This window comes from Luteococcus sp. Sow4_B9, assembly GCF_052116585.1.
GTDB lineage: Bacteria > Actinomycetota > Actinomycetes > Propionibacteriales > Propionibacteriaceae > Luteococcus.
Genome location: NZ_JBQKKT010000013.1, coordinates 12,885 through 38,348 on the forward strand (window position 1 = coordinate 12,885; position 25,464 = coordinate 38,348).

Sequence of the window (25,464 nt, forward strand, 5' to 3'; positions counted from 1 at the left end):
GAGCACCGGGGCGGGTGGCAGCCGTCTCAGTGCGGTGTCAGTGGGGCCCACCTATTCTGGGCGCATGTGGTCGCAGCGTCAGGTGGTGAGTCATGCGCTGCAGCGTCGTCGTGCACTGGTGGCGCTGCAGTCGCCAGTGCGTGCCCTGGAGGAGAACGGGCCGTGCGATGCCGATCCGCTGCTGGTGCGCTCCGCCCTGCACCACGGGGAAGCGAGCGACGAGGACTGCCCGGTCTGCGGCGGTGAACGCCTGACCAACCTCAACTACGTCTTTGGTGACCAGTTGGGTCAGTTCAGCGGCCGCATCAAGTCCACCGAGGTACTGGTGGAGATGCAGGACCAGTACGGGGAGTTCAAGGTTCGGGTGGTCGAGGTCTGCCCCGACTGCTTCTGGAACCACCTCGTGACCACCTACACGTTGGGCGACGGGCTCAAGCGTCGAGCTCCGCGCCGTCAAGAAACCGTCGAGGACATCTATGGCTGACAAGATCGCGAAGAATCCCCGCCCCAGGCGGGGCGAGGATCCCCGCGGGACGCAGGGGGCTCGCCCCGCCAAGCGTTCCGGCGGCTCGAAGGACAAGGGCGCCATCGCCAAGCGGATTGCCGGCGTGCTCGCGATCGGCATCCTGGTGATGGCCCTGCTCGTGACGATCGCCGGTCTGGTCTTCTACAACCGCACCTCACTGCCGGACCCGAACAAGGAGTTCACCACCAACACCACCTTCCTGTACTACAACGACGGGAAGACCAAGTTGGGCAGTTTCGCGGTGCAGAACCGGCAGAGCCTGACCTATTCCCAGATCCCGCAGAGCATGAAGGACGCCGTGGTGGCGGCCGAGAACCGCGACTTCTGGAATGACCGTGGCATCTCGCCCAGCGGCATCGTGCGCTCCGCCTGGACCATCGCTCGCGGTGGTGAGGTGCAGGGCGGCTCCACCATCACGCAGCAGTACATCAAGGTGCTCTATCTCAGCCAGGACCGCACCATGGCCCGCAAGCTGCGCGAGCTGGCGCTGGCGGTGAAGATGGGCAAGCAGATGCCCAAGGAGGAGATCCTCCAGGGCTACCTGAACACCATCTACTTCGGCCGCGGCGCCTATGGCGTGCAGGCGGCCAGCAAGAGCTATTTCAACACCGACGCCAAGAACCTCACCGTGCCGCAGGCCGCGGTCCTGTCCAGCGTGTTGAACAACCCGTCGATCTATGACCCGTCGGCAGCCAAGGGCAACAAGGACCGGCTGCTCAAGCGTTACCGCTACGTTCTGTCGGGCATGCTCGAGGCCGGGAACATCACCAAGGCCCAGCACGACCAATGGGCCAAGGCACTGCCGACCTTCCCCGACATCCCGCTCAACCAGCGGTGGGCCGGAACCAATGGCTACCTGCTGAAGATGGTGCAGAACGAGCTGATGGCCAAGGGCTTCACCCAGGGACAGATCGAGGGAGGCGGCCTGACCATCACCACCACCTTCGACAAGGCGATGCAGGACCAGGCCGTCACGGTGGGCAACAAGTACAAGGACCTGGTGGGCCAGAACGGCAGTGGCGGCGCCAAGAAGCTGCATCCGGCCATTGCGTCGGTGAAGGTGGGCACCGGTGAGGTGCTGGCCGTCTACGGCGGCAAGGACTACATCGAGAACACCCGCAACTGGGCCACCACCGATCGTCCGTCGGCCTCGACCTTCAAGGCCTATGCCACCGTCGCTGGCCTGCGCAATGGCATGAGCCTGCGCTCGAGCCTGAATGGCAACACCTACACGCCCCGTGGCGACTCGGTTCCCGTGCGCAACGAGTTCCGTCACCAGTACGGCACCGTCACCCTGCGCAAGGCGCTGGCCGACTCCATCAACACCGCCTTTGTGGACATGACGGAGAAGATCGACAACGGTCCCCAGGAGGTCATCAAGGCCGCCAATGACGCCGGTGTCCCCAAGGGAGAGGGCTGGGACGCCAATGGCCGCGTCGCGCTGGGCATGGCGGAGGTCAGCCCCCTGGAGAATGCCGGGGGTTTCGCCACCCTGGGCAATGACGGCGTCCATGTGGCCAACCATGTGGTGGCCGAGGTGAAGGATTCCAAGGGCAAGGTGGTCTACCAGGCGGACACCGAGGGCAAGCAGAGCATCGAGCAGGACGTCGCCCGTGATGTGACCTCCGCCCTGCGCTCCGTCGTCACCGGCGGTACCGGTGCCCGGGTGGCCAACCTGGGCTTCCAGGTGGCCGGCAAGACCGGTACCAATGGCATCACTCGCAACGGCGAGGACATCATCAACTCCGCCTGGTTCGTCGCCTACACCCCGCAGATCTCCACGGCCGTGATGTTCGTTGCCGGAGACGACGGCAATGGCGCGCTCGACGACTACAAGCGCCCCGGTGACGGCACCTTCTTCGGCGGCACCTATCCGGCCATGGTGTGGCGTGACTTCATGCGCGAGGCGATGGACGGCCAGCCATGGAAGGCCTTCCCGGAGGCGGAGAATGTGAACTACGGTCAGGAGATCGGCAAGGTCTACGTGCCGCCGCCGCCGCCCACGCGCACCGCCCAGCCGAAGCCGTCGCAGACCTCGCAGCCCGCGTCCGGAGGCGAGAGCTCCCAGCCGGCCGGTGCGCCCAGCGCCGAGCAGCCCAGCGGGGCGCCTGGCCAGGAGACACAGCCGAGCACGGCACCCACCGACGGTGGTGCGACCGATCAGCCGGCCCCGCAGCCCACCCAGGACCAGACGCAGGCCCCGCCGCCCGAGATGACGGCCAATCCGGGTCTGGACCAGGCTCCGGCACCCGGCCAGCCCGACCCCGTCACCCAGCCGACCCAGCGCGTCACCCAGCAGGCGCCCGGTCAGGGCGGGGGCCCTGCGCCGGGCAATGGGAATGGCAACGGCGGCGGAAACGGCAACGGCGGCGGCAGCGACGGTGGAACCGGCGGTGACGGGAATGGGTGAGCGTGAGCCCCTCTGACCTGGACCGTCGCCTGGGCGGCCCGATCGGATCCCATGCCGCAGGAGGAGGAGTGTGGCGCAATCCCGCGCCCTGGGCCTTCGGCATCGCCACCCTGCTGTGGCTGCTCGCCCTGCAACGCCATGCGCTGTGCCGCCAGCCGTCGCCGGAGGAGCCGGTGGATGCCTTCATCCGGCTCTGCTATTCCGACATCCCGATCCTGTACCAGACGACATCGGTGGGGTCGGGCGGCTGGCCCTATCTGGATGCGGCGATCGAGCACCCGCCCCTGGTGGGCGCCCTCATCGCGCTGGCCATGCTGGTCTCGCGCGGCCTTGGTGCCGAGCAGGTTCCCGGCCAGTCCGCCGCCCAGCTGCTCTCCGGAGCAGAGCTCTTCTTCCTCACCACGGCAGTGCTGTTGTTCCTCTGCCTGCAGGCGATGGTGGCCTGCCACCTGTTGCTGGGCCGTGGTTCCGCCGCTGGTCTGGCCACCAGGCCCCGTGGCCGTTTCCGCAGTTGGGACGCGCTGCTGGTGGCGGCCTGCCCGCTCGTGTTCACCTCTGGCCTGGTCAGTTGGAGCCTGCTGGGTGCGAGTCTGACCAGCGCTGCACTGCTCGCCTGGGCCCTGCGTCACCAGAGGACCAGCGGAGTGCTCCTCGGCCTGGCCGTCTCGGCGGGGATCTGGCCCGTCCTGGTGCTGCTGAGCCTGTGGCTGCTGTGCCGTCGGGCCGGGCAGGGCCGGGCCTGGCGCAGGGGGGCGGGTGCGGCTGCGCTGACGTGGCTTGCGTGCAACCTGCCCTTGGCGCTCGCGACGCCGGATGCTTGGGCGACGGTGGCCACCACGTGGCGTCGCCAGCAGGCCGACCTGGGGTCGCTCTGGTATGTCCTGGCACAGCTGGGGGTGGCGCTGCCGGCCCTGTCCGTGATCGTTCTGCTCCTGATGGCCTCGTGGACAGCTTGGGTGGCCAATCTGGTCCGACGTGCGCCGCGCCGCCCCCGCGTGGGTCAGGCGGCCTTCCTGCTGGTGGCCGGGTGGCTCCTGGTGGACAAGGGCTACACCCCGCAGCAGGTGCTCTGGCTGGTGCCGCTCGTGGCCCTGGCCCGACCGTGCGTGCGGGACTGGGCCGTGTGGACCGTCGCGGAGATGCTCTACTGGTGGGCCGTGTGGGCCCATCTGGGCGGCGACTCGGCGCCCGGTGACGGTGGGCCGGACGTGGTCTACCTGGCCGCGGTGGTCCTGCGCTGGGGCGTCCTGCTGTGGCTGGTGGGGCAGGTGGCCCGCGATGTCCGACGGCCCTGGCTGGACCCGGTGCGGGGGGCGTCGGTCGACGATCCGGTGGGCGGGGTGCTCGATCACTGCCCCGATGCGTCGACTGCCGTGGGCGGACGGGACACCGGCCGCGCCGCCGCCACCGGCGATGTGAATCGTCATAGTCTGCAGGGGGTGGAGGACGAAGAGCCTCAAGCCCACAACTCCCACCCAGACCACTCCTGACCCGATCCACGAGAGGTGCGCGTGTCGACGATCCTGCGCCGAGAGCCACCGCAGCATGCCACTCCCGGCTCCCTGGAGGCCTGGTGGGTGGCGCGGATGTGGCTGCTGAGCCGTGGCCTGTTGCTGCTGGTGGCCCTGTTGGTGATGGTCACCCAGAACCGTTCAGGGCATGACCTGCTGAGTGCCTGGGATGTCGCGCATTTCGAGGCCATCGCCACGGTGGGCTATGCGAACCCCATCGACCGTGCCTTCTTCCCGGGTCTGCCGCTGCTGTTGCGGCTGGCTGACACCTTCGCCATTCCGATGGGCCTGGCGGGCGTCGGCATTGCGGCGGTCGGGTCGGCGCTGGCGGCCTGGGCGCTGCTGAGGTTGGGTGGTCCAGTGGCGGCCAGCCTGTGGCTCTTCGCCCCGACGACGGTCTTCACCTCCATCGCCTACACCGAGGCGCCCTTCTGCGCAGCGGCCTTCTGGGCTTGGGAACGCGGCACGCGAGGCAAGTGGGGTCAGGCTGCGGTGCTGGCCGGGGTGGCCTGCGCCTTCCGCGTCTCCGGGCTCTTCCTGATTGGTGGCCTGGGCCTGCTGGCCCTCACCCAGGTTTCCCGCAGCTGGCGGCAACGGCTGCTGGACGTCGTCCTCGTCGCCTGCGCCGCCGTCGTGCTGTTCGCCTACATTGCCTACCTGCACCACCTGACCGGATCGTGGAATGCTTGGTTCGAGGCGCAGCAGTCCGGCTGGAACCGCGGTTTCACCAATCCCGTCGACGCCCTGCGCCACACCCTGGACGCCGCTCGGCCGGAGAAGTGGCCGGACCGGCCGATGGTGGGTTGGGTCTTCGCCCTCGAGGTGGTCTCGATGCTGGTGGGCACCGTCACCGCGGCGGTCCTGTTGTGGCGCAGGAGCTGGGCCCAGGCCGGTTTCGTGGGGGTCCAGGTCTTCGCCTTCGCCACCAGCTACTGGTTCATGAGCGTCAATCGCGCCGTGCTGCTGTGGTTCCCGATCTGGCTGCTGATGGGGCTGCTGGCCAGCCACGGCTGGCCCGGATCCTGGACCACCCGGCCCGTCGACGATCCCGGCCGCACTCCTGGATGGCCGTCGTGGAGTGTGCCCGCCGCACGGATTGGGGTGGTGCTGTTCGCTCTGGCGAGCGTCGTCGCCATGCTCTGGTGGGCGTGGCTCTACTTCACCGGCGCCTGGGCGAGCTGACGGGGCCAACCCCGGAGGGGATCACTTGTAGGCCAACCCCGGAGGGGATCACTTGTAGGGTGGTGCAATGGCCACCCCGTCTGCGCAGTTCACCGCGCCCGGGCCGCGCCATGTCATGCCGCGCCATGTCATCCAGTCCCTGTGCGCCTGGGGGCTCGTCCCCCTGTTGGCCACGCTCACCCTGTTCGATCTGCGACGTGACATCCACGGTGAGCACGGGGTGCTGAGTCTGGAACTGTTGCTGTACGGCGCCATCACCTGTCTGACGCTGCCCATCCTGTGGCGTCGCCGACATGATGTCAACGGCCCCGCCCGGGTGCTGTTGGCCAGCTTCGCCCTGTTCATTGCCTGGGGGCTTGGCACCATTGTGCGGCCGTGGACCGACGCAGCGTGGGCCCTCCACGTGGAGCCCCGCTATCGCGCCGTCCCGCTGCTGCAGGCCGCCTTGGTCTGTTCCGCCGCTTGGGGTCTCGTCCTGGCCATGGGGCGAAGACGCAGCATCGAGGCCCTGTGGTGGGGCGCAGTGTCCATCATCGTGTGCACTCCCTTCGCCTGGTGGCGCGCCGTGCGCAATGGTGAGGTGCACCGTCTTTCGACGGCCATGGGTGGGGCTGCGGTCATCCACGTCGGGCTGCTGTTGTGTGCGGGCATCTTCCTCGACGCGATGGTGAACGGACGTCGACGGATGGCCAGCGCCGTCCTCGCGACTGTCTCGGTGGCCTTGGCTGTGGCGTCGGGCTCGCGGGCCGGGCTGTTGACCCTGGGCCTGGCCGTCGCCCTCCTGGTGCTCTGGTCCGCGCGTGCGGGTGATGCCCGCAGGGTGCTGGTCGGCTCGGGTGGTCTGGCGGTCCTCCTGGTACTGGTCAGTCAAGTGGTGCCCACCTCACGGCGGCTGTTCAGCCTGATGGATGAGCGGCGCTGGGAGAACATCGTGGCGTCCAGTCGGATCCTGCGCTCCGGTTTTTCAGAGGTGGTCATCGGCGTGGGGGCAGGCCGGGTGTGGCCGTGGCTTGCCTTCGAGACGGGGCGGCTGCACAAGAACTGGCTGGGTCAGCGGTCCACCTCCGTGGGGCACCTGCTGACCAATCCGCACTCGATCTTCCTGTCGGCCATCGTGGAGTTGGGCCTGGTGGGCCTGATCCTGCTCGTCGTCATGTTCGTCACGCTGGTGCTGACCGTGGTGCGTGGCTGGCAGCAGGCCGGCCGTGTCTCCCAGATGCCTCGCATCGTGTTGGTGGCCACCATCTTGTCCTTCTTCCTGGACACCTACCTGATCAAGAACTTCGCGGTGAGCTTCCTGTGGTGGTTGGTGCTCGCGACCCATCTGGGCACGTCTGACCCGGAGGGACCGTCGTCGACGGGCCGGCGATCGGTCTTGGGTGACGAGGAGGAGCCGGCGCCGCAGTCACCGTCACGCCCCTGAGTTCGAGGCCCCCTGCTGACCGCCGGTCAGTCCCGGTCCCGCTCGCCGACATCGCCGTCGTACTGCTTGGCCACCAGCAGCGCCAACAACAGGAAGATCACCAGCAGTCCTGCCATGCCCCACGAGACATAGCTCATGGTTTGCAGTACGGAGCTGTGGTAGCGCCAGATCAGACCCAACGGCACCGCCATGTAGAAGCAGGCGAAGATGAACATGACGCCCTGGCGACGCACCGCGACGAACAGATTGCTGATCGGCGAGGTTGCGAAGTTCATGTACAGCCACGGCACGAGTGTCTGGGCGATCTGGCCAGCCAGGCCCCATCGGGAGCCCAGGAAGAAGGGGAAGATCCACGGGGAGAGCAGCCAGATCAGACCGAAGGGGATGATGCCGATCGCCAGCGAGCGCACCATCGTCGAGCGGACCAGCTGGAACATCCGTCCTCGCTCAGTGGTGCTCAGCTTCTGGTAGAAGACCTGCCCCAAGGCACCGTTCACGAGTCCAATGGGGGCCTGCAGCAGCCGCCAGGCTATGGCGAACTGGCCGAAGACCGCCGAGCTGAAGACAGCGAACAGCAGTAGGCTGATGCCCTGAAGACGCACCTGGTCCACCACCGCATTCGGGCCGTTCAGCAGCGGCATCTTCTTGTACTCGACGGCCACCTTGCGGGTGGAGTCGCCCGCTTGGGGGGCGGTCTCCTTGTGAGTGAGGCGCCACAGGTTCAGTGCGCTGAACCACTGGCCCACCACGCTGCCCAGCACCAGGCCCAGCACACCCATGCCGGCCACGCCGGCGCCCAGCTGGGTGGTCACCGTACTGGCCTGAAGGCCCATCCGGTTGCGGGCCATCTCCTTGTAGCGGGTGCGACGGTTGAGCCAGTACTGCCGGCTGGAGATCTGCGTCATGGCCAGCACCAGCAGACCGACGAAGGGCAGGTAGGGCGCCACTTCCGGGCGACGCAACAGGTTGGCGATCGGCGTCGCCCAGATCGTCATCACCAGGCACACGGCCAGCGAGACGGCCAGGGCCAGGCGGGTGGACAACCGCACCAGCGCCCGGGCGTCGGAGTCCTCCCGGGGCATCACGACGGCCATGTCATAGCGCAGGGCACCAATGGTCATGATTCCGGTGGCCAGGGAGAAGATGATCGAGTAGGCGCCGTATTCGTGGTCCGTGTACAGACGGCCGATGAAGGGGCTGGCGGCGATCAGCAGCAGCTGCGATCCGGCGGTTCCCGTCATCAAGGTCAGCACGTGCCGCAGGAAGGTGCTGCTGCGCAGCTTCGCCAGACGTCCTGACGCGCTGGCTGGAGTGGTCTCCCCGGCAGGGTTCTGGGTCAACGTGTGCTCCTGGGTCGTGGTGGCGGACCACGCGACGCGCCGCGCCGGGTCTCGACAGAGTGGCAGCCTACACTTGCCCATCATGGGAACAGCTGGCCTGGACAGGATCCGTGGATCATTGGGGTGGCTGCTGCTGCCGATCGTGGCGGTTATGGAGTTCTTCGACCTGCGTCGCGGTCTTGACGGGCAACCCGCTCTGGTCAGCGCCTACCTGGTGGGTTTCTGCCTGCTGACGCTGCTCTGTCTTCCCTGGCTCCCAGGACACCTGCGCCGGATGCGCGCCGAGGTCCGATGGATGGTGGTGGCCTTCCTGGTGATGATGGGCTGGGCGCTGGCGACGGCACTCGTACTCGAACCCCCCGTCGCGCAGCGGATCCAGGTGAGCCGCGGCGTGCTGGTGGTACCGGTGCTCACTGCCGTGCTGACCATGCTGGCCGCACTGTCCTTCTCAGCCGTCATCCGTCGTGTCCACCTGTGGTCCACCGGCTGGGTGGTTCTGGTCTGTTCGGTGGCCAACTGGCCGCGCGCGGTGCGGGTGCACAACTCGTCGCGGATCTCCACGGGGATGGGTGGAGCCGCCATCTATCACGTGGTGCTGCTGACCACCTTGGCGATCTTCCTGGGCTGCGCCGTGGCGGGCTACCGCAGGGTGGCCAGCACCTGCGGTGCGGCGGTGGCTGCGCTGCTCATCGTCGCGGTCGGTTCCCGGGCCGGGCTCGGCTGCCTGGTGCTCTTTGCGGCGCTGCTGGCCGTCTGGGCCCTGCAGCAGGGGCTGGGGAAGTGGGTGGGCCGCGTGGCGGTGGTGGCCGCCGCGGTGCTCGGGCTGCTCGTCGCGTTCGTCCCGTGGCTGCAGCGGTTGATGCTCCTGTCGGAACCGCGTCGCCAACAGAACCTCACGCTGGCGCTGGAGGTGTGGCGGGAGTCCGCACACAATGTGGTGCTGGGCGTCGGATCGGGCCAGCTGTGGCCGTGGTACGCCCTGGACATCAAGATGATCCCCGCCCCGGGTGGCCTGATGATCAAGACACAGTGGGGTCTGGTGCTGAACAGCCCTCACTCCACCTATCTGGCTGTGTTGGTGGAACTGGGGCTGGTGGGATTCGCCGTCCTGTTGGCCTTCCTGGCGATGCTGGTGGTCACCATGCTGCGGCTGTGGAAGGGCGGCAGCGCCCTGGCGCTAATGACGGCCATGGCACTGGTGGCGAGTCTGGGGGCCTTCCTCTTCGACACCTACCTGCTCAAGAACTTCGGGGTCAGCTTCTGGTGGTGGCTGGTGCTCTTCGCCGCGGTGGCAAGCCCGGCAGAGAGCGCGTAACCCCCCCTGATCAGCCCTTCGTCGGCCGGGCCAGTACGAGGCCCAACAGGCGAGCGTCCACCGATTCCAGCACGCCGACGGCTTCTCGCACGGCATCCTCGGAGGTCCTGCCGGTCCCGACCACCAGCACGGTGCCGGCACTGGCCGACGCGCTGAGGGCGCCGTCGCTGTGGTCCACGAGCGAGCCACCGTTTACCAGGACCACATCGTGATCCCGGGCCAGGGCATCCACCAGCTCACCGAGGCGAGCAGAAGCCAGCAGCTCGGCCGGGTTGGGTGCCTGGCCCCCGGCCGGAACCACGGTCAGGCCGTCGCGCTGGTGGATCGCCGAGGTCGGATCCACCTGGCCGGAGAGCAGCTCGGACAGCCCGGCACCCTCAACGCCCAGGGCCCGGCCGATCTCGGGCCGGCGCAGGTTCGCGTCGACGACGGCCACCCGCCCCGGCTTGTCCGCGGCGAGGCGACGTGCCACGCCAGCCACGGCGGCGGAGCAGTCCTCCTTGGCGGTGGCGGTGCTGAACTGGATGCGCGCGGGCCGTCCGGCGTCGAGGTAGTTGATGGACCGGGCCAGGGCTGCCGTGTCCTCGTCGCTGCGCAGCGTCGCGATGACGGAACTGTCGGTCACCTCAGCCAGGTCGTCCACGGTGTGTACCCGGTTGTTGAACAGGATCTTGAAGACCAGGTAGGCCAGCATCGCCATCAGGCCCGCGATCGCGCCCTTCGCCAGCGACGCCACCGGGCTGCTCGCCGTGCCCGGGGTGGGCAGCGTGTTGACCTGCTGCTTCGTGATGTCAACCCGCGGGGCCTTGCCGACGGTGTCGGTGTAGTCCGCCACCACCTGGTCCAGGATCTTGCCGGCCTCGGTGACCACCTGCATGGCCTCCTGCTCGTCGGCGCTGATGTAGGACATCCGCATCGTGAGATTCTGCCGCGGCGGAACCACCAACAGGCCCGCCTCCAAGGTCGCCGGATCCATGTCCAGCTTCTCGCTGAGGGGCTGCAGCACCAGCGGTGAGGTCACCATGGCCGAATAGCTGCTGGCCTGGGTCGTCGCATAGTTCGTCGCGACGCTCGGGTCCGGGATCTCGTCCTGCCCGGCCACCTGGAAGAGCAGGGTGTTGGTGGCCGTGTAGGTCTGGGTGGCCATCGCGAAACTCGCGATCGCTGCCAGGAGCCCCACCACCGCGCCAATCACCAGGGAGGGGAGCCACGAACGTCGGACTGCGTTGACCATGCGGCTCAGCTTCATGCGGCACCTTCTGGGAGTGGGGCAGTTGGGAGTGGGTCATGGGTGGCGGCAGGGCCTCGTGGACCGACCCGCCACCGATGGTCCTTGTAGAATAGTCGCTGTTGGGCACCACCATCGCGAAGGGCGCAGCGCGGGCCTGCGGTCTGCGGGAAGGGTTGGCAACTGTGGAGCGTCGCGTCGTCTGGCTCACGTCGGGCTATCCGCATGGCAGGGGAGAACAGTTCATCACCGACGAGCTCGCGGCGTGGGCACGTTCCGGGGCGGAGGTCATCCTGCTGCCCGTGGACGCCCGGGGCCCGGCCCGCCCACTGCCCGAGAACTTCACCGTGGACGACTCGCTCTCCCGGGCCTGGGCATCGCGCGCGCGTCTCGCCCGTTCCATGGCGCAGGCACTCGTCGACCCGTGGTTCCGCCGCGAAGTGGCAGACCTGGCCCGGCGCGGTCAGCTCAGTCGGGCCCGAGCGCTGCGCGCTCAGCGGGCCGTGGCCCAGGCCCTCATCGTGGCCGACGTGGTGGGGAGCCTGTCCCGTCGGGTGGGCGGCGTGGACGTGCTCTACACCTACTGGCTCAAGGCGCTGACCTGCGGCGGGCTGCGCGCCCGGGAACAGGGAGCCGTCCGCCGCGTCGTCTCCCGGGCCCACGGGACCGATCTCTACGAAGAGGCCCGCCCGGCCACGTACAATCCCTTGATCCGCACCGTCGGCGTACAGCTGGATGCCCTCTACCCGATCAGCGAGCAGGGCAGCGAGTACGTGGTGCAGCGCTACGGCTTTGACGTTGACCGGGTGCGGACTGCCCGCCTCGGCGTGGTGCTGCCGCCCCCGGAGCGGATTGCGCCCCCCGGCATCGGGGACCAGGTGCGGCTGGTGAGCATCAGTTCCCTCACCCCCCTGAAGCGGATGGACCTGCTGGTGGACGCGTTGGCCGAGCTCGCCGTGCTGCAGCCGCAGTGGCGGATCTCGTGGCGCCACTATGGCGACGGGCCACTGCGCGATCAGCTGCAGCAGCGGATCGACGAGCGGCTGCGTCCCGCCGGGGTGCAGCATGAGTGGTGCGGTCAGCTCCCGCACGACGAGCTGCTGGCCGAGCTCTCCCAGCCCGCGGACCTGATGGTCAACACCAGCTCATCGGAGGGTGTGCCGGTCTCGGTGATGGAGGCCGCCGCCCGGGGGATCCCCTGTGTCGCCACCGACGTGGGCGCTACCCGTGAGGTGGTGCTCGAGGACTCCGGTTTCCTGGTTCCCGCCGATGTGACGGCCACGGCCCTGGCCCAGCGCCTGTCCGACGTGCTCCCGGTGGCCCGTTCTGAGGAGCGGCGCAGCGCCGTGCGCGAGCTCGTGGCCCAGCGCTTCGACAGCGGCCGCAATCATGCCGACTTCGTCGCGGATGTCCTGCGGATGGCCCAGTGAGGACGGCACCCGCTCCGCGCTGGCTGGACCTGCTGGCCCGTTTCCTGCTCCTCGTGCTGCCGACGGCGGCCAGCTTTGGTCCGATCATCCGGATCGGCCCCCTGACCGCCGCGCGGCTGGTCTCGGTGCTGCTGGTGGGATGCGCTGGTCTGTACGTGTTGCGCGTGCACAAGGCCATCCCTCGCACGGCCCTGGCGGTGCTGGCCCTCCTGTTTGTCTGGGGATCGTGGGGCTTCGCCCGGCTGCAGGACCCGTCGGGTGGCCGTGAACTCTTCTCCGTCATGATCGGCCTGGCCACCATCGTGGCGGTGCTGTGCGTGGTGGGGCCGGTGGCCTCCGCGGATCGTGATCGGGCGCTGGGCTGGTTGCGAAGCATGACCCGCGGATGGCTGCTGGGGTGGTTCGTCGCCTGCCTGCCCGCGTGCTGGGAGATCGCCACCGGACGACACCTGTGGAACTACCGCGAAGATGCCCCGCTGTGGATCCGGCAGACCGCGGTGGACATTGCCTCCTACATGGTCAACCCCAACTTGTTCGCCTTCTTCCTGGCCGCGGCCATGGGGATGTTGATGATCTCCTTCTGGCTGGAGCGCGGCTGGCGCAGGTGGCTCGGGGCAGCCTGCGTGCTCGTCAGTCCCGTCATCTGCTGGTTCACGGGCTCCCGCCTGATCATCCTGGTGGTCCTCATCTACTGGGCGGCCTTCGTGCTCCAGCTCGGAGGCCGGCAGCTCGCCCGGATCGGGGCGGCGGTAGCGCTGCTCGGCCTGCTCCTGCTCCTGCCTTCCCTCCTGCGGGCCCCCTGGGGAGTACCGACCCCCAATGTCGGATCGAATGCGCAGCGGGCCGCGCTCTACCGCAATGGCTGGTACATGATCTGGCACAGCGGCGGTCTGGGCATCGGCCCCGGGGGCTTCGAGCAGGAGATCAAGACCGCCCGAGCACCTGTTGACACCCTGGGTGGGCCTGCCAACCCGCACTCCATGCTGTTCGAGCTGGCCAGTCAGTACGGCCTCCTGCTCGCCGCCCTCGCCCTGGGGCTGCTGGCCGTCGTGGTGGTCCGCACCACGCCGGCCGCTGTCCGGAGCTGGCCCGCGAAGTGGGTCTGGGGACTGAACGTGAACACGGCGCTGCTCGCCCTGTTCGTGCTTCCCGCCGGTTTCGCCAACTCCAGCTGGCTGGACTCGTCGGTCTCCTTCATCCAACTTGCCGGGCTGGCGATGGTCTTCCAGGTGTTGCTGGGACTGCGCGCCCTTCCCCGGCCGCAGTGGCGCCACGAGACGCCTGCAGGGCTGCTCTCACGGGGCGGGCCACGGCAACTGCTGCGTCGCACCACACGTTCCAAGCAGAGCTCCCGACATGCCTGAGCCCGACGGGAAGACCACCCCTCCTCGTCACAGGTGCCGCGCGGACCACACGACGCGGTAGCCTGTGCAGAGGACCAACAGCCTGCGGAGGCCTAGTGAACAACGTACGAATCCAGCCCACTGCCGACATGGACGAGGGAGTCACCATCGGTGACGGTTCCTCCATCTGGCACCTCGCCCAGGTGCGACACGGTGCCGAACTCGGCGAGAACGTGATCGTCGGTCGCGGCGCCTACATCGGTGAAGGCGTCCACGTCGGCAACAACTGCAAGATCCAGAACTACGCCCTGGTCTACGAGCCGGCGTACTTGGAGGACGGTGTCTTCATCGGCCCCGCGGTGGTGCTGACCAATGACCACTTCCCGCGTGCAGTGAATCCGGACGGCAGCGCCAAGAGCGCCTCGGACTGGGAGCCGGTGGGGGTGACCCTCAAGGAGGGATGCTCGGTGGGTGCCCGTGCCACGTGCGTGGCTCCGGTCACGGTCGGACGCTGGGCCACGGTGGCCGCCGGTTCCGTCGTGGTGAAGGACGTCCCGGACTTCGCCCTGGTGGCGGGGGTCCCCGCCCGTCGCATCAAGTGGGTGGGCCGCTCCGGCTTCCCGCTGGACTCCGACGGTGAGACGGCCGACGGCAAGCTGACCTGGGTGGACACCCGCACTGGCGACAGGTTCGTCGAGGAGAACGAGATTCTGACCCTGGTGGAGGAAGGCTCCGCCACCGCGAACACGGAGGTAAGCAAGTGACCGAGCAGTTCATCCCGCCCGCCAAGCCGCTGATCGGCGAGGAGGAGATCGAGGCCGTCGCGCGTGTCATGCGCACCGGCATGCTGGCCCAGGGCCAGGAGGTTGCCGACTTCGAGACCGAGTTCGCCGCGCAGTTCACGCCCGGCCGCAAGGCGGTTGCCGTGAACTCGGGCACCTCGGCCCTGCACATCGGCCTGCTCGCCTCCGGCATCACGGCCGGCGACGAGGTCATCGTCCCGTCCTTCACCTTCGCGGCGACGGCCAACTCGGTGGCCCTGACCGGCGCCACCCCGGTCTTCGCCGACATCGATCCGGACAGCTTCTGCCTGGATCCCAAGAGTGTCGAGGCGTCCATCACGGACAAGACCAAGGGCATCATGCCGGTGCACCTGTACGGTCACCCGGCCAACATGAAGGCGCTGCAGGAGATTGCCGACAAGCACGGCCTGCAGCTCTTCGAGGATGCCGCCCAGGCCCATGGCGCGTCGCTGGACGGTACCCCGGTGGGCGCCTTCGGCACCTTCGGCGCGTTCAGCCTGTACCCGACCAAGAACATGACCTCGGGTGAGGGCGGCATGATCACCGTCGCCGACGCCGAGGTGGAGCGTCGCTGCCAGCTGTACCGCAACCAGGGAATGTTGAAGCAGTACCACAACGAGGTCGTCGGCCTGAACAACCGCATGACCAACATCCACGCCGCCATCGGCCGCGTGCAGCTGACCAAGGTGGGTGACTGGACCGCCAAGCGGCAGGCCAATGCCGCATTCCTCTCCGAAAACCTGCAGGGGGTCACCCCGCCGCCGGTCGCCGAGGGTGCCGTGCACGTGTACCACCAGTACACGATCCGCGTCCCCGAGGACCGCGACGGCTTCTCGGCCGCGCTGAAGGAGCAGTTCCAGGTGGGTTCGGGCATGTTCTACCCCGTGCCCAACCACCGTCTGGCTCCCTTCCAGAGCCCCGTCGACCTGCCGGAGACGGAGAAGGCGGCCAAGGAGTGCCTGTCGCTGCCGGTTCACCCGTCGCTGACCCAGGCCGATCTGGAGCGGATCGTCAACGCCGTCAACACCCTCGCGAAGGCAGGTGCCTGAGCCATGGCGAATCTTCGTGCAGGCCTGATCGGCCTGGGGATGATGGGCCGCCACCATGCCCGCAACCTGCGCTCCATCGATGGCGTGGATCTGGTGGGCGTGGCCGACGCGATGGGTGATCCCCATGGCGTCGCCGGTGGCCTCGAGGTCAAGAAGACCATCGACGAGCTGATCGAGGTGGGTCTGGACTACTGCGTGGTGGCCGCCCCGACCGTGTACCACGACGAGATCGGCACCAAGCTGGCCGAGGCGGGCGTGCACGCGCTGATCGAGAAGCCGCTGGCCAAGGACACCGAGTCTGCCAAGGGTCTGGCGGAGCTCTTCAAGGCCAAGCGCCTGGTGGGTGCCGTCGGTCACATCGAGCGCTACAACCCTGCGCTGCAGAACCTGCGCAAGCGTCTGGAGGCCGGTGAGCTCGGTGATCTCTACCAGGTGGCCACCCGTCGTCAGGGGCCCTTCCCGAACCGGATCGCCGACGTCGGCGTGATCAAGGATCTGGGTTCGCATGACATCGACCTGACGGCCTGGGTGACCCAGCGTGACTACGAGCTGGTGGCTGCTCGCTCGATGTTCAAGTCCGGCCGTGAGTACGAGGACATGGTCTCGGCCACCTGCCAGCTGTCCGGTGGTCTCATGTCGAACCATCTGGTGAACTGGCTGACCCCCACCAAGGAGCGCCTGTGCATCGTCACCGGTGAGAAGGGCATGTTCATCGCGGACACCCTGACTGCGGACCTGACCTTCTATGGCAATGGCACCGTCCAGCACTCGTGGGATGACATCGCCCAGTTCCGTGGCGTCTCCGAGGGTGACGTGACCCGCTTCGCGATCGCCAAGCCCGAGCCGCTGCGCACCGAGCACGAGAACTTCCGTGATGCGGTGCTGGGCAAGGATGCGGACATCGTGACGCTGGAGCAGGGCGCACGTGTGGTCCAGGTCTGTGAGGCCATGATCGAGAGCTCGAAGTCGAACACCTTCGTCGAGATCAACTGATCCCTCGTGGATCCGGGGCCCGTCGCGTGATCGCGGCGGGCCCTCGTCATGTCCAGGCCGGGGAGCGAGTCCGGAAATGAACTCGGGCCCGGAGGCAGCTGCCTCCGGGCCCATTCTGTTCGCTGGAGCGTGCGATCCCCCGATCTGCTCCAGTGCTCTCGTGGTTCCCCCGAACCCTTCGAGCGGTGATCCCGGCATTCCCCCGAATGTGTGGGATCTGGCCTTCCTGATTCCCCCGAATCATGTCGGCCGGTGCGCATCCGTGGATGCTGTGGGTCGCATCCCCCGATGCTTCCCTGGTCTTTCGAATGCTTCCCCCGAAGCCTTCTTCGACCATGTCCGATTCCCCCGAATCGGCCGCTTGTGGCGCTTCCCCCGAACCGCCCCAAGCGATGTCTCAATTCTGTATTCCCTAGTCAGAGGCGGCAAACTGAACAAGTGATTGAATGCTAAAGAAGTTCAGCTGATCTTTGGATTGGAGCTCCCGCTTGTCCCTTGCTGCGGGGACAAAGCGGACGCTTGTCATGGTTTCAGGGGACAGAATGCGACCTTCCGGTGTCCCCCGAACAGGGGACACAAGTTTTTTTTGCTCGCGTGCGTCGATGGGGCGGTTTCGTCGGTTCCGGGACGATGTCGGCTCCCTCTGGGTTGGTTCGAGGGGCGCGTCGGGGTCTGCGCTGAGGGGGCTCGGCGAGCCGACCGTCCGACCAGATTGTGAGCCAGTCGGCCATCCACGGTGTCAGATGAACGGCTCCTCGGGGTTCAGGTCGGTAGACTCCTTGGGTAGCTTCGGCGCAGGACGTGCGCCACAGGAAAGGACTTCCATGAAGATCGCCGTCATCGGGATGGGCAAGATCGGCCTCCCGCTCGCCGTCCAGTTCGCCTCGAAGGGCCATGAGGTCTTCGGTGTTGACGTGCAGCAGCGAGTCGTGGACATCATCAATGAGGGCAAGGAGCCCTTCCCGGGTGAGGCCCAGCTGGGTGAGAAGCTGGCCGAGCTGGTGCCGGCTGGCAATCTGAAGGCGACGACGGACTACTCCGCCGCCATCCCCGGTGTGGACGCCATCGTGATCGTGGTGCCGCTCTTCGTCAACGACGAGACCTGGGAACCCGACTTCGGCTGGATGGAGGACGCCACGCGCTCCTTCTCCGAGCACCTGACCCCGGGAACCCTGATCTCGTACGAGACCACCCTGCCGGTCGGCACCACCCGCAATCGCTGGAAGCCGCTGATCGAGGAGGTTTCGGGCCTCAAGGCGGGCGAGGACTTCGACCTGGTCTTCAGCCCCGAGCGTGTGCTCACCGGCCGTGTCTTCGCCGACCTGCGCAAGTACCCCAAGCTGGTGGGTGGTCTGGACCAGAAGTCGACCAAGCGTGCCGTGGACTTCTACGAGCAGGTGCTGGACTTCGACGAGCGTCCCGACCTCGACACCCCCAATGGCGTCTGGGATCTGGGCACGGCGGAGGCGGCCGAGATGGCCAAGCTGGCCGAGACCACCTATCGCGATGTCAACATCGGCCTGGCCAACCAGTTCGGCAAGTTCGCCGAGAAGAACGGCATCGACATCTACAAGGTGATCAAGGCCTCCAACTCGCAGCCCTACAGCCACATCCACCTGCCGGGCATCGCCGTGGGTGGCCACTGCATCCCGGTCTATCCGCGCCTGTATCTCTACACCGACCCGGACGCGACCATCGTGCGCACCGCCCGTGAGGCCAACATGACCATGCCCGAGCACGCCGTGACCCTCGTCGAGGGCGCACTGGGCGGCCTCGAGGGCAAGAAGGTGCTGATCCTGGGCGCCTCCTACCGTGGCAAGGTCAAGGAGACCGCCTTCTCCGGTGTCTTCCCGGTCTTCCAGGTGCTGTCCGCCCGTGGTGCCGTGGCCACCGTGAGCGACCCGATGTACACCGCCGACGAGCTGGCAAAGCTGAACCTCAACCCGCACGTCGACGGTGACCAGGTGGACGCCGTCATCGTCCAGGCGAACCATCCCGAGTTCTCCGCGCTGGGCAAGGATGACTTCCCCGGTGTGCAGGTTCTGGTCGATGGTCGCAACTGCACCGACGCCAGCAAGTGGGAGGGCGTCAAGCGCTTCGTGATCGGTGACGGCGAGATCTGACACTCCATTGCGCCCGTGTCCGCGCGGGAATTGAGACTGCAGCAGGGCTGCTCGGGAGGAACCTCCCGGGCAGCCCTGCTGTTGTGCCCACCCTGACTCACGGCGCTGGGGGTGGCGACGGCGTGGGGGGCTTCGATGGTGCTCGATAGGATGGGCTGGTCCACGAACCTGGTGAAAGGCGTCCTATGACCAAGGTGGCGCACCTGTCGACCGTCCATCGTCCGCGAGATCCCCGGATCTTCAACAAGGAGGCCAGCGCTCTGGCGGCTGAGGGCCTGGACGTCACCCTGATCGCACGTGGCACAGGCAGTGATCCGGTCAACGGCGTCACCATGGAGGAGCTGCCGCAGACCCAGGGGCGCCTCCAGCGCATGGTCCAGGGCCAGCTGAACGCCTGGCGGGCCCTGGGGCGGGTGCGGCCGGATGTCGTGCATGCACACGACCCCGAGCTCATCCCGATGGCCATGCTGTGGGCCCGCACCCATGGGGCGGGGTTCATCTTTGACGCCCACGAGGACCTCGTCGGGCAGATCGAAGACAAGGCCTATCTCAAGGGTCCGGTGAAGGCTGCTGCCCGCCTCTATGCTCGGTTGATCCTGGGTCTGGCCGACCGCTTCGCTGACGGAATCGTCGTCGCCACTCCTGTGATCCGGGAGAAGTACCGCAACCCGCACACCACGGTGGTGCGGAACTTCCCGTGGCTGAAGGACTTCCCGCAGGTGGAGCGAGAGCCGGTTTCGGGCCGAGTCGTCTACGTCGGCGGGCTCACGCGCAGCCGCGAGTCCGGCGTGATGCTCGAGACGGTGAAGGCGGTGGAGGGGGCCTCGATGCTGTTGGCCGGCCCGGCCGATGCGCATACCCAGGCACTGCTCGATGCACTCCGCCCGGATGACGGCATCGACTACCGCGGCACCGTCGCGGCCAGCGAAGTTCCGGCCCTGCTGGCCACGGGGGCGGTTGGCTTCGTCTTCCTGCAGCCCCTCCCCAACTACCGGGAGTCTCTGCCCACCAAGCTCTTCGAGTACATGGCGGCGGGCATCCCCTTCATCGCCAGCGATTTTCCCTACTGGCGGGGTTTGTTCGAGAAGTATGACGCAGGAGTCTTCGTCGACACGACGACGCCGGAGGCTCCGATCCGGGCGCTGCGCGAGCTGATCGGCGATCCGCAGCGTTGCCGTGAGATGGGGGAGCGCGGGCGTCGGGCGATCGAGGAACACTTCAACTTCGAGGCCGACGTGCCAGCATTGGTCGAGGTGACCGAACGGGCGGCCGCTGCGCGCTGAGCCGCTGGGCTGCTGGGCCGCTGGGCTGCTGGGGGCTACGAGAGTCCCGTCCGTCGAGTGCGGTGGGGCAGGGCTGGGAGAAATGTCAGTGCCTGCGGCTAGCCTTCCTCCTGACACATGGTGCGTCGCACGACTCCCCTGGAGGAAACATGTCCCAGTCCGGAAACCCCACCTGGATGGACCTCGGCACCGACGACCTGGACGGTGCGCAGACCTTCTACTCCGAGCTCTTTGGATGGAACTTCAATGATCAGGGCCCCGACTTTGGCGGATACCGCATGATCCAGCTTGGCGACGCCTTCGTCGGGGGTGCCATGGACTCCCGGATGACACCTGAGGGCCTGGCCGACGAGCCGCAGTTTCCCACCAGCTGGACGATCTACCTGCGTGTGGACGACATCGATGCCGCGCTGGCCAGGGTGGAGCCCGCCGGCGGCAGCGTCATGATGCCTGCCATGCAGGTGGGGGAGGCCGGATCCATGGCGCTGGTCACGGCTCCCGACGGTGCCGTGGTGGGCATGTGGCAGCCCGCCGAGTTCCCCGGCTACGACTTCACGGGTCAGCCGGGAAGCCCCGTCTGGTTCGAGACGATGAGCAAGGACTACGACGCCGCCAGCGCCTTCTACACCGAGGTCTTCGGTTGGAATCTCGTGCAGATGCCCGGCATCCCAGAGGGCCAGCCCCGCTACGCCACCAATGGCTCCGAGGCTGACGCCGGCTGCGGGATCTGCGAGGCGCACACCTTCCTGCCCGACGAGGTGCCCAGCTACTGGCGGGTCTACCTGCAGGTGGAGGACACCGATGCGGCCGTCGCCAACATCCAACATCTGGGTGGACGCCTGCTCGACGGTCCGATGGACTCGCCCTTCGGTCGCCTGGCCACCGTCGCCGATCCGCAGGGGGGCATGTTCCAGGTCATCACCAGCTCCTACGAGGGCTGAAATCCTGCCGTGCCCGCCGGGGATGGCACACCAGCGGTCCTGGGTGTGCCTTCCCAGCTGGGCCGCTCCGCTCGTGGCACGGTGCCTCGTCCTAGACTGACCAGGATCGAGGACTCGTCCCCACGGAAGAGGAGCACGTCATGCGCTGGTTCGAGCACGCCATCTGGTGGCAGGTCTACCCACTCGGTTTCACGGGTGCTCCGGTGCGGCCGGTATCCGACGGGGAACGTCTGCTCACCCATCGTTTGGGGCATCTGCACAACTGGCTCGACCATGCCCAGCAGCTCGGCACCAACGGTCTACTGCTGGGGCCCGTGTTCACGTCCTCCACCCATGGGTACGACACCCTGGACCACTACACAGTCGATCCACGACTGGGGGAAGACTCCGACTTCGACGCCCTCGTTGCGGCCTGCCGCGAACGCGGGATCGTGGTGCTGCTGGACGGCGTCTTCAACCACGTAGGCGACCAGCACCCCCTCTACCGTGCCGCGCTGGAGAAGGGGCCCGACTCGGAGGAGGCCAAGCTCTTCCGCATCGACTGGAGTCAGAACCCGCCGCGGGCCGCCGTCTTCGAGGGCCACGGCTCGCTGGTGGCGCTGAACCATGACGAGCCCGCCACGGCCGCGCTGGTGGCCGACGTGATGCGGCACTGGCTGCGTCGGGGCATCCACGGCTGGCGACTTGATGCCGCATACGCGATCAAGCCCGAGTTCTGGCGCGCCGTGCTGGCCCAAGTGCGGCCGGACTTCCCCGAGGCCTGGTTCGTCGGCGAGATGATCCACGGCGACTATGCCGACTATGTGCAGCGCTCCGGTCTGGATTCGATCACCCAGTACGAACTCTGGAAGTCGATCTGGAGCTCGTTGAAGGACCAGAACTTCTTCGAGCTGGACTGGACGCTGCAGCGTCACAACGGCTGGCTTGAGCACTTCGTCCCCCAGACCTTCGTCGGCAACCACGACGTGACCCGGATCGCCACGCTGGTGGGGCAGGAGAGGCTCGCGGCCGCGCTCACCGTCCTGTTCACGGTTGGCGGCATCCCCAGCGTCTACTACGGCGACGAGCGCGGCTACACCGGCACCAAGTACGACCGGCTGGGCGGCGACGATGAGGTGCGGCCCATCTTCCCGTCGACACCGGACGAGCTGTCGCCACTCGGCGACGCGGTGCAGCGACTGCACCAGGACCTGATCGGCCTGCGCCGTCGCAATCCGTGGCTGGTGCACGCGCGCACCGAGAAGCTCGAACTGCGCAATGAGTTCTACCGCTACCGGGTGAACGGCCCCAGCGGGGAGCAGCTCCTGGTGCAGCTCGACCTGCCCGCCGGGCGAGTCAGGATCGAGGACGGTCAGGGCCAGCCGCTGCTCGAGGTCTGACCGATGGACGGGGCGAGTGGATTCTGGCAGGCGGTCTGGTGGCAGCTCGGGATCGGGTGGCCCGGGGTCTTCTCCGTCGTCGTCTCGTCGACCGTGCTCTACGTGTGCTTCGCGCTGGTGGTGCACCTGTCCGGCCCCAAGCTGACGGCCCGTCCCAGCGTGCTCAGCTTCTCCGTCATGGCCCTGCTCGGTGCGCTGTGTGCCCGAGGGATGTTGGGCAATTCGCCCACGCTGGCCGGGTCACTGCTGGCCGTCGCCGTCCTGCTGGTGCTGGAGGCCCTGTTGGGTCGGGTTCGGTGGGCAGCCCGTCGCGCCAAGGCCGACGGTGGAAAGGGCCACCGGGCCGTCGTCGTGATGGTGGACGGCATCTTCTGCAGCGACGTCCTGCACGACCGTCGCCTGACCGAGGCCCAGCTGCTCGCCCGGCTGAGGATGGAGGGGCTGCTGAGCCGTCGCGACGCCGCCCTGGTGATCCTGGAGCGTCGCGGCGGGCTCACCGTGGTCAAGCGCGGGCAGCGGATCGAGCGCGCCCTGCTCCACGGAGTACGGGGCGCCGACCGGATCCCGGAGGACCTGGTGCTCTAGCTCCGCGTGGGATTCATGCCCACACGGCATCCCGCGTGGGTTTCAGCAGTCTGCGTGGGTTCCAGTGCCCCCATTCCAGCCCCGCGTGGGTTCCAACTTCCCGCGTGCGGTGTACCCGTCGCGGGGTGATCAATCCCACGCGAACGCGCGCCGCGTGGGTTTCAGCAGCCTGCGTGGGTTCCAGTGCCCCCATTCCAGCCCCGCGTGGGTTTCAACTTCGCGCGTGCGGTGTACCCGTTGCGGGGTGACCAAACCCACGCGGGGACTGGCAGCGCGCGACTGGCCCCCGGGTTGGGCCGCTCCGAGCGGCGTCGACGGGATGTTCGTTGGGGCGCACTAGAGTTGGTCCCGCCGTCCACCCAGAAGGAGACCCAGAATGCGCGTCGTGAGCATCGTCGGTGCCCGCCCCCAGTTCGTGAAGCTGGCGCCCGTGGCCAAGGCCCTTGCCGCCGCGGGGATCGACCACAAGATCGTGCACACCGGGCAGCACTACGACGTGAACATGTCGGACTCCTTCTTCGTGGACCTCGGCATCCCGAATCCCGACGTGCACCTGGGGGTCGGCTCCGGCAGCCACGGAGTGCAGACCGGATCGATGCTGGCGCAGATGGACGCCGCCTTCACCGAGCTGCAGCCCGACTGGGTGCTGGTCTACGGCGACACCAACTCGACGATCGCAGGCATTCTCGCCGCGGTGAAGATGCACATCCCGACGGCCCACCTGGAGGCCGGGCTGCGCTCCTTCAACCGCCGCATGCCGGAGGAGCACAACCGCGTGATGACGGACCACGCGGCCGACATCTGCCTGGCCCCCACCCAGGTGGCCGTCCAGCACCTCACCGACGAGGGGCTCAAGGACCGCGCCGTTCTGGTGGGCGACGTGATGGTGGACGTGTGCTTCCAGGTGCGCGACGCCGTCAAGGACCGTCCCCTGGCCATCGCGGGCATCGAGGACGGCGACCAGTTCATCCTGGCCACCATCCACCGCGCCGACAACACCGACGACCCGGCCCGCCTGAAGACCATCCTGGAGACCCTCGCGGCGCTCCCTGTGAAGACCATCCTGCCGGTGCACCCGCGGCTGCGCGCCAAAGCCGCCGAGTTCGGGCTGGACATCGAGGCCGGCAACCTGGTGGCCGTCGACCCGCTGGCCTACCCGGACATGGTCAATGCCGTCGTGCGTTCCGTCGGCGTGGTGACCGACTCGGGCGGCCTGCAGAAGGAGGCCTACCTGCTGGGCGCTCCGTGCACCACGCTGCGCACCGAGACCGAGTGGGTCGAGACCCTGGCCGATGGCTGGAACATCCTGGACCCCGACCTCACCCAGGTGGCCCAGGTGGCCGTGCGTCCCCGCCCCAGCGCTGAGCGTGGCACCCCGTACGGCACTGGGCACGCCGCTGAGGAGGTCGCCAAGGCACTCCAGGCCTACAGCGTCGACGCAGCCGGGAACCTGGTCGGCCCCTCCGCGTGAGCGCGACCACGACTTCCGTCCGGGGGCGCATCGCGCACCTGAGCACCGTCCACCAGTCCTGGGACAACAGGATCCTGAACAAGGAGTGCCGGGCCCTGTCCGAGGCAGGCTTTGACGTGCACCTGGTGATCCAGGCCGACGAGGACCGGATCACGCACGGAGTGCAGGTGCATGCAATCAAGCCACGTGGCCGGGCGACACGACTGCTGGCCTCGCAGCTGGAGGCCTGGCGGATGCTCGACCGGATTCGGCCCGAACTGCTGCACTTCCACGATCCCGAGCTGATCCCGATGGCCATCGCGTACGGTCGTCGCCGTGGCATCCCCGTCGTCTATGACGCCCATGAGGACCTGGTGAAGCAGATTGCGACCAAGCCCTACCTGCGGGGGATCAAGGGACACCTGGCCAGGGCGGCTGCCCGACGGCTGGTGGCCCGGGCCGATGCCCAGTGCGATGCCGTCGTCACCGTCATCGACGAGATCGCAGCCGGTTTCCGGACGAGCCTCGACGGCCGTCAACGACCCGTGGTGGTGGCGCACAACCTTCCGTGGCTCGCCGACTTCCCCGCCTCACGTCCCCAGGCTGCGGACCGGGTGGCCGTGTACACCGGCGATGTCAGTCTGGAGCGCGGGCTGGAGCGAATGCTGGCAGCGGTCCGGGACGACGATGCACGGCTGGTGGTGGCCGGGCGGTGCTTGGTGGACGATGCCCGGCTGGCCGAGCACCCGCGTCTGGACTACCGCGGGCTGGTACCGCCAGCGGACCTGCCGGGGATCATCGCCGAGGGGCGGGTGGGGCTCGTGCTACTGAGCCGCCTGCCGAACTACGAGCACTCCCTGCCCACCAAGGTCTTTGAATACATGGCCTGCGGGGTCCCCTTCCTGGCCAGCGATTTTGCCTACTGGCGGGAGCTCTTCGGCGGGCTGGAGGCGGGCGTCTTCGTCGACGCGGATGACCCCGTCGCGGTCCGGCGCGAACTCAAGGCCCTGCTGGACGATCCACAGCGCTGCGCTCGGCTGGGTGCCAATGGTCGGCGCGCCGTCGAGGAGCGCTTCTGCTTCGAGAACGAGCAGGCCGTTCTGGTGGACCTGATGGAGCACCTGCTGGATCGCGGCCGCCTGCCCTGAGC

Annotated in this window: 20 protein-coding genes; 18 read left to right on the forward strand and 2 right to left on the reverse strand. The window is 67.8% G+C overall.

Translation table 11 applies throughout. The features are described 5' to 3' along the window. The first annotated feature begins 64 nt into the window (after positions 1–64). The 5 genes from ACTQ49_RS09370 to ACTQ49_RS09390 all read left to right on the forward strand — a co-directional run bounded on the left by ACTQ49_RS09370 (position 65) and on the right by ACTQ49_RS09390 (position 7,052). A complete protein-coding gene (locus tag ACTQ49_RS09370; RefSeq protein ID WP_441827579.1) occupies positions 65–484 on the forward strand; it encodes a DUF5318 family protein in 420 nt (139 codons plus the stop codon). Next, positions 477–2,936, forward strand: coding sequence for a transglycosylase domain-containing protein (locus ACTQ49_RS09375; RefSeq protein WP_441827580.1), 2,460 nt, complete (start codon positions 477–479; stop codon positions 2,934–2,936). The genes ACTQ49_RS09370 and ACTQ49_RS09375 overlap by 8 nt, the downstream gene beginning before the upstream one ends. 2 nt (positions 2,937–2,938) lie before the next feature. Then, positions 2,939–4,426, forward strand: a complete 1,488-nt coding sequence (locus tag ACTQ49_RS09380) for a glycosyltransferase family 87 protein (RefSeq protein ID WP_441827581.1) — start codon at positions 2,939–2,941, stop codon at positions 4,424–4,426. A 96-nt stretch (positions 4,427–4,522) separates the two neighbouring features. Then, a complete protein-coding gene (locus tag ACTQ49_RS09385; RefSeq protein WP_441827629.1) occupies positions 4,523–5,629 on the forward strand; it encodes a hypothetical protein in 1,107 nt (368 codons plus the stop codon). Between the two features lie 67 nt (positions 5,630–5,696). Beyond that, the gene (locus tag ACTQ49_RS09390) at positions 5,697–7,052 is read left to right on the forward strand and encodes a hypothetical protein (RefSeq protein WP_441827582.1); all 1,356 of its coding nucleotides are present in this window, start codon (positions 5,697–5,699) and stop codon (positions 7,050–7,052) included. A 26-nt stretch (positions 7,053–7,078) separates the two neighbouring features. On the opposite strand, the gene ACTQ49_RS09395 is transcribed toward ACTQ49_RS09390, so the two are convergent. After that, positions 7,079–8,392 carry a lipopolysaccharide biosynthesis protein gene (locus tag ACTQ49_RS09395; RefSeq protein ID WP_441827583.1) on the reverse strand — a complete coding sequence of 438 codons (1,314 nt, stop codon included), beginning with the start codon at positions 8,390–8,392 and terminating at the stop codon, positions 7,079–7,081. A gap of 82 nt (positions 8,393–8,474) precedes the next feature. On the opposite strand from ACTQ49_RS09395, the gene ACTQ49_RS09400 reads away from it, so the two are divergent. After that, the gene (locus ACTQ49_RS09400; protein WP_441827584.1) at positions 8,475–9,707 is read left to right on the forward strand and encodes an O-antigen ligase family protein; all 1,233 of its coding nucleotides are present in this window, start codon (positions 8,475–8,477) and stop codon (positions 9,705–9,707) included. A 10-nt stretch (positions 9,708–9,717) separates the two neighbouring features. On the opposite strand, the gene ACTQ49_RS09405 is transcribed toward ACTQ49_RS09400, so the two are convergent. Next, complete coding sequence (locus ACTQ49_RS09405; protein WP_441827585.1) at positions 9,718–10,956, reverse strand: Wzz/FepE/Etk N-terminal domain-containing protein; 1,239 nt, start codon at positions 10,954–10,956, stop codon at positions 9,718–9,720. Positions 10,957–11,057: 101 nt separating this feature from the next. On the opposite strand from ACTQ49_RS09405, the gene ACTQ49_RS09410 reads away from it, so the two are divergent. The 12 genes from ACTQ49_RS09410 to ACTQ49_RS09465 all read left to right on the forward strand — a co-directional run bounded on the left by ACTQ49_RS09410 (position 11,058) and on the right by ACTQ49_RS09465 (position 25,462). After that, positions 11,058–12,365 carry a glycosyltransferase gene (locus tag ACTQ49_RS09410; protein WP_441827586.1) on the forward strand — a complete coding sequence of 436 codons (1,308 nt, stop codon included), beginning with the start codon at positions 11,058–11,060 and terminating at the stop codon, positions 12,363–12,365. Next, complete coding sequence (locus ACTQ49_RS09415; RefSeq protein ID WP_441827587.1) at positions 12,362–13,729, forward strand: O-antigen ligase family protein; 1,368 nt, start codon at positions 12,362–12,364, stop codon at positions 13,727–13,729. The genes ACTQ49_RS09410 and ACTQ49_RS09415 overlap by 4 nt, the downstream gene beginning before the upstream one ends. 128 nt (positions 13,730–13,857) lie before the next feature. Then, the gene (locus ACTQ49_RS09420; RefSeq protein WP_441827630.1) at positions 13,858–14,472 is read left to right on the forward strand and encodes an acyltransferase; all 615 of its coding nucleotides are present in this window, start codon (positions 13,858–13,860) and stop codon (positions 14,470–14,472) included. Continuing rightward, on the forward strand, positions 14,469–15,560 hold the full coding sequence (locus ACTQ49_RS09425; RefSeq protein WP_441827588.1) for a DegT/DnrJ/EryC1/StrS family aminotransferase: 1,092 nt from the start codon (positions 14,469–14,471) through the stop codon (positions 15,558–15,560). The genes ACTQ49_RS09420 and ACTQ49_RS09425 overlap by 4 nt, the downstream gene beginning before the upstream one ends. A 3-nt stretch (positions 15,561–15,563) precedes the next feature. Beyond that, positions 15,564–16,553: a Gfo/Idh/MocA family protein gene (locus tag ACTQ49_RS09430; protein ID WP_441827589.1), complete on the forward strand. Its 990-nt coding sequence runs from the start codon at positions 15,564–15,566 to the stop codon at positions 16,551–16,553. An 824-nt stretch (positions 16,554–17,377) separates the two neighbouring features. Further along, complete coding sequence (locus ACTQ49_RS09435) at positions 17,378–18,676, forward strand: nucleotide sugar dehydrogenase (protein ID WP_441827590.1); 1,299 nt, start codon at positions 17,378–17,380, stop codon at positions 18,674–18,676. A 185-nt stretch (positions 18,677–18,861) separates the two neighbouring features. Continuing rightward, a complete protein-coding gene (locus ACTQ49_RS09440; protein ID WP_441827591.1) occupies positions 18,862–19,959 on the forward strand; it encodes a glycosyltransferase family 4 protein in 1,098 nt (365 codons plus the stop codon). Positions 19,960–20,108: 149 nt separating this feature from the next. Beyond that, positions 20,109–20,900 carry a VOC family protein gene (locus ACTQ49_RS09445; protein ID WP_441827592.1) on the forward strand — a complete coding sequence of 264 codons (792 nt, stop codon included), beginning with the start codon at positions 20,109–20,111 and terminating at the stop codon, positions 20,898–20,900. A gap of 140 nt (positions 20,901–21,040) precedes the next feature. Next, positions 21,041–22,279, forward strand: a complete 1,239-nt coding sequence (locus ACTQ49_RS09450) for an alpha-amylase family protein (RefSeq protein WP_441827593.1) — start codon at positions 21,041–21,043, stop codon at positions 22,277–22,279. A gap of 3 nt (positions 22,280–22,282) precedes the next feature. Further along, complete coding sequence (locus ACTQ49_RS09455) at positions 22,283–22,864, forward strand: YetF domain-containing protein (protein ID WP_441827594.1); 582 nt, start codon at positions 22,283–22,285, stop codon at positions 22,862–22,864. A 376-nt stretch (positions 22,865–23,240) separates the two neighbouring features. Continuing rightward, positions 23,241–24,335 (forward strand): non-hydrolyzing UDP-N-acetylglucosamine 2-epimerase, encoded by a 1,095-nt coding sequence (gene wecB, locus ACTQ49_RS09460; protein WP_441827595.1) that lies wholly within the window; start codon positions 23,241–23,243, stop codon positions 24,333–24,335. Continuing rightward, positions 24,332–25,462 carry a glycosyltransferase family protein gene (locus tag ACTQ49_RS09465; RefSeq protein ID WP_441827596.1) on the forward strand — a complete coding sequence of 377 codons (1,131 nt, stop codon included), beginning with the start codon at positions 24,332–24,334 and terminating at the stop codon, positions 25,460–25,462. The genes wecB and ACTQ49_RS09465 overlap by 4 nt, the downstream gene beginning before the upstream one ends. Positions 25,463–25,464 lie beyond the last annotated feature (2 nt).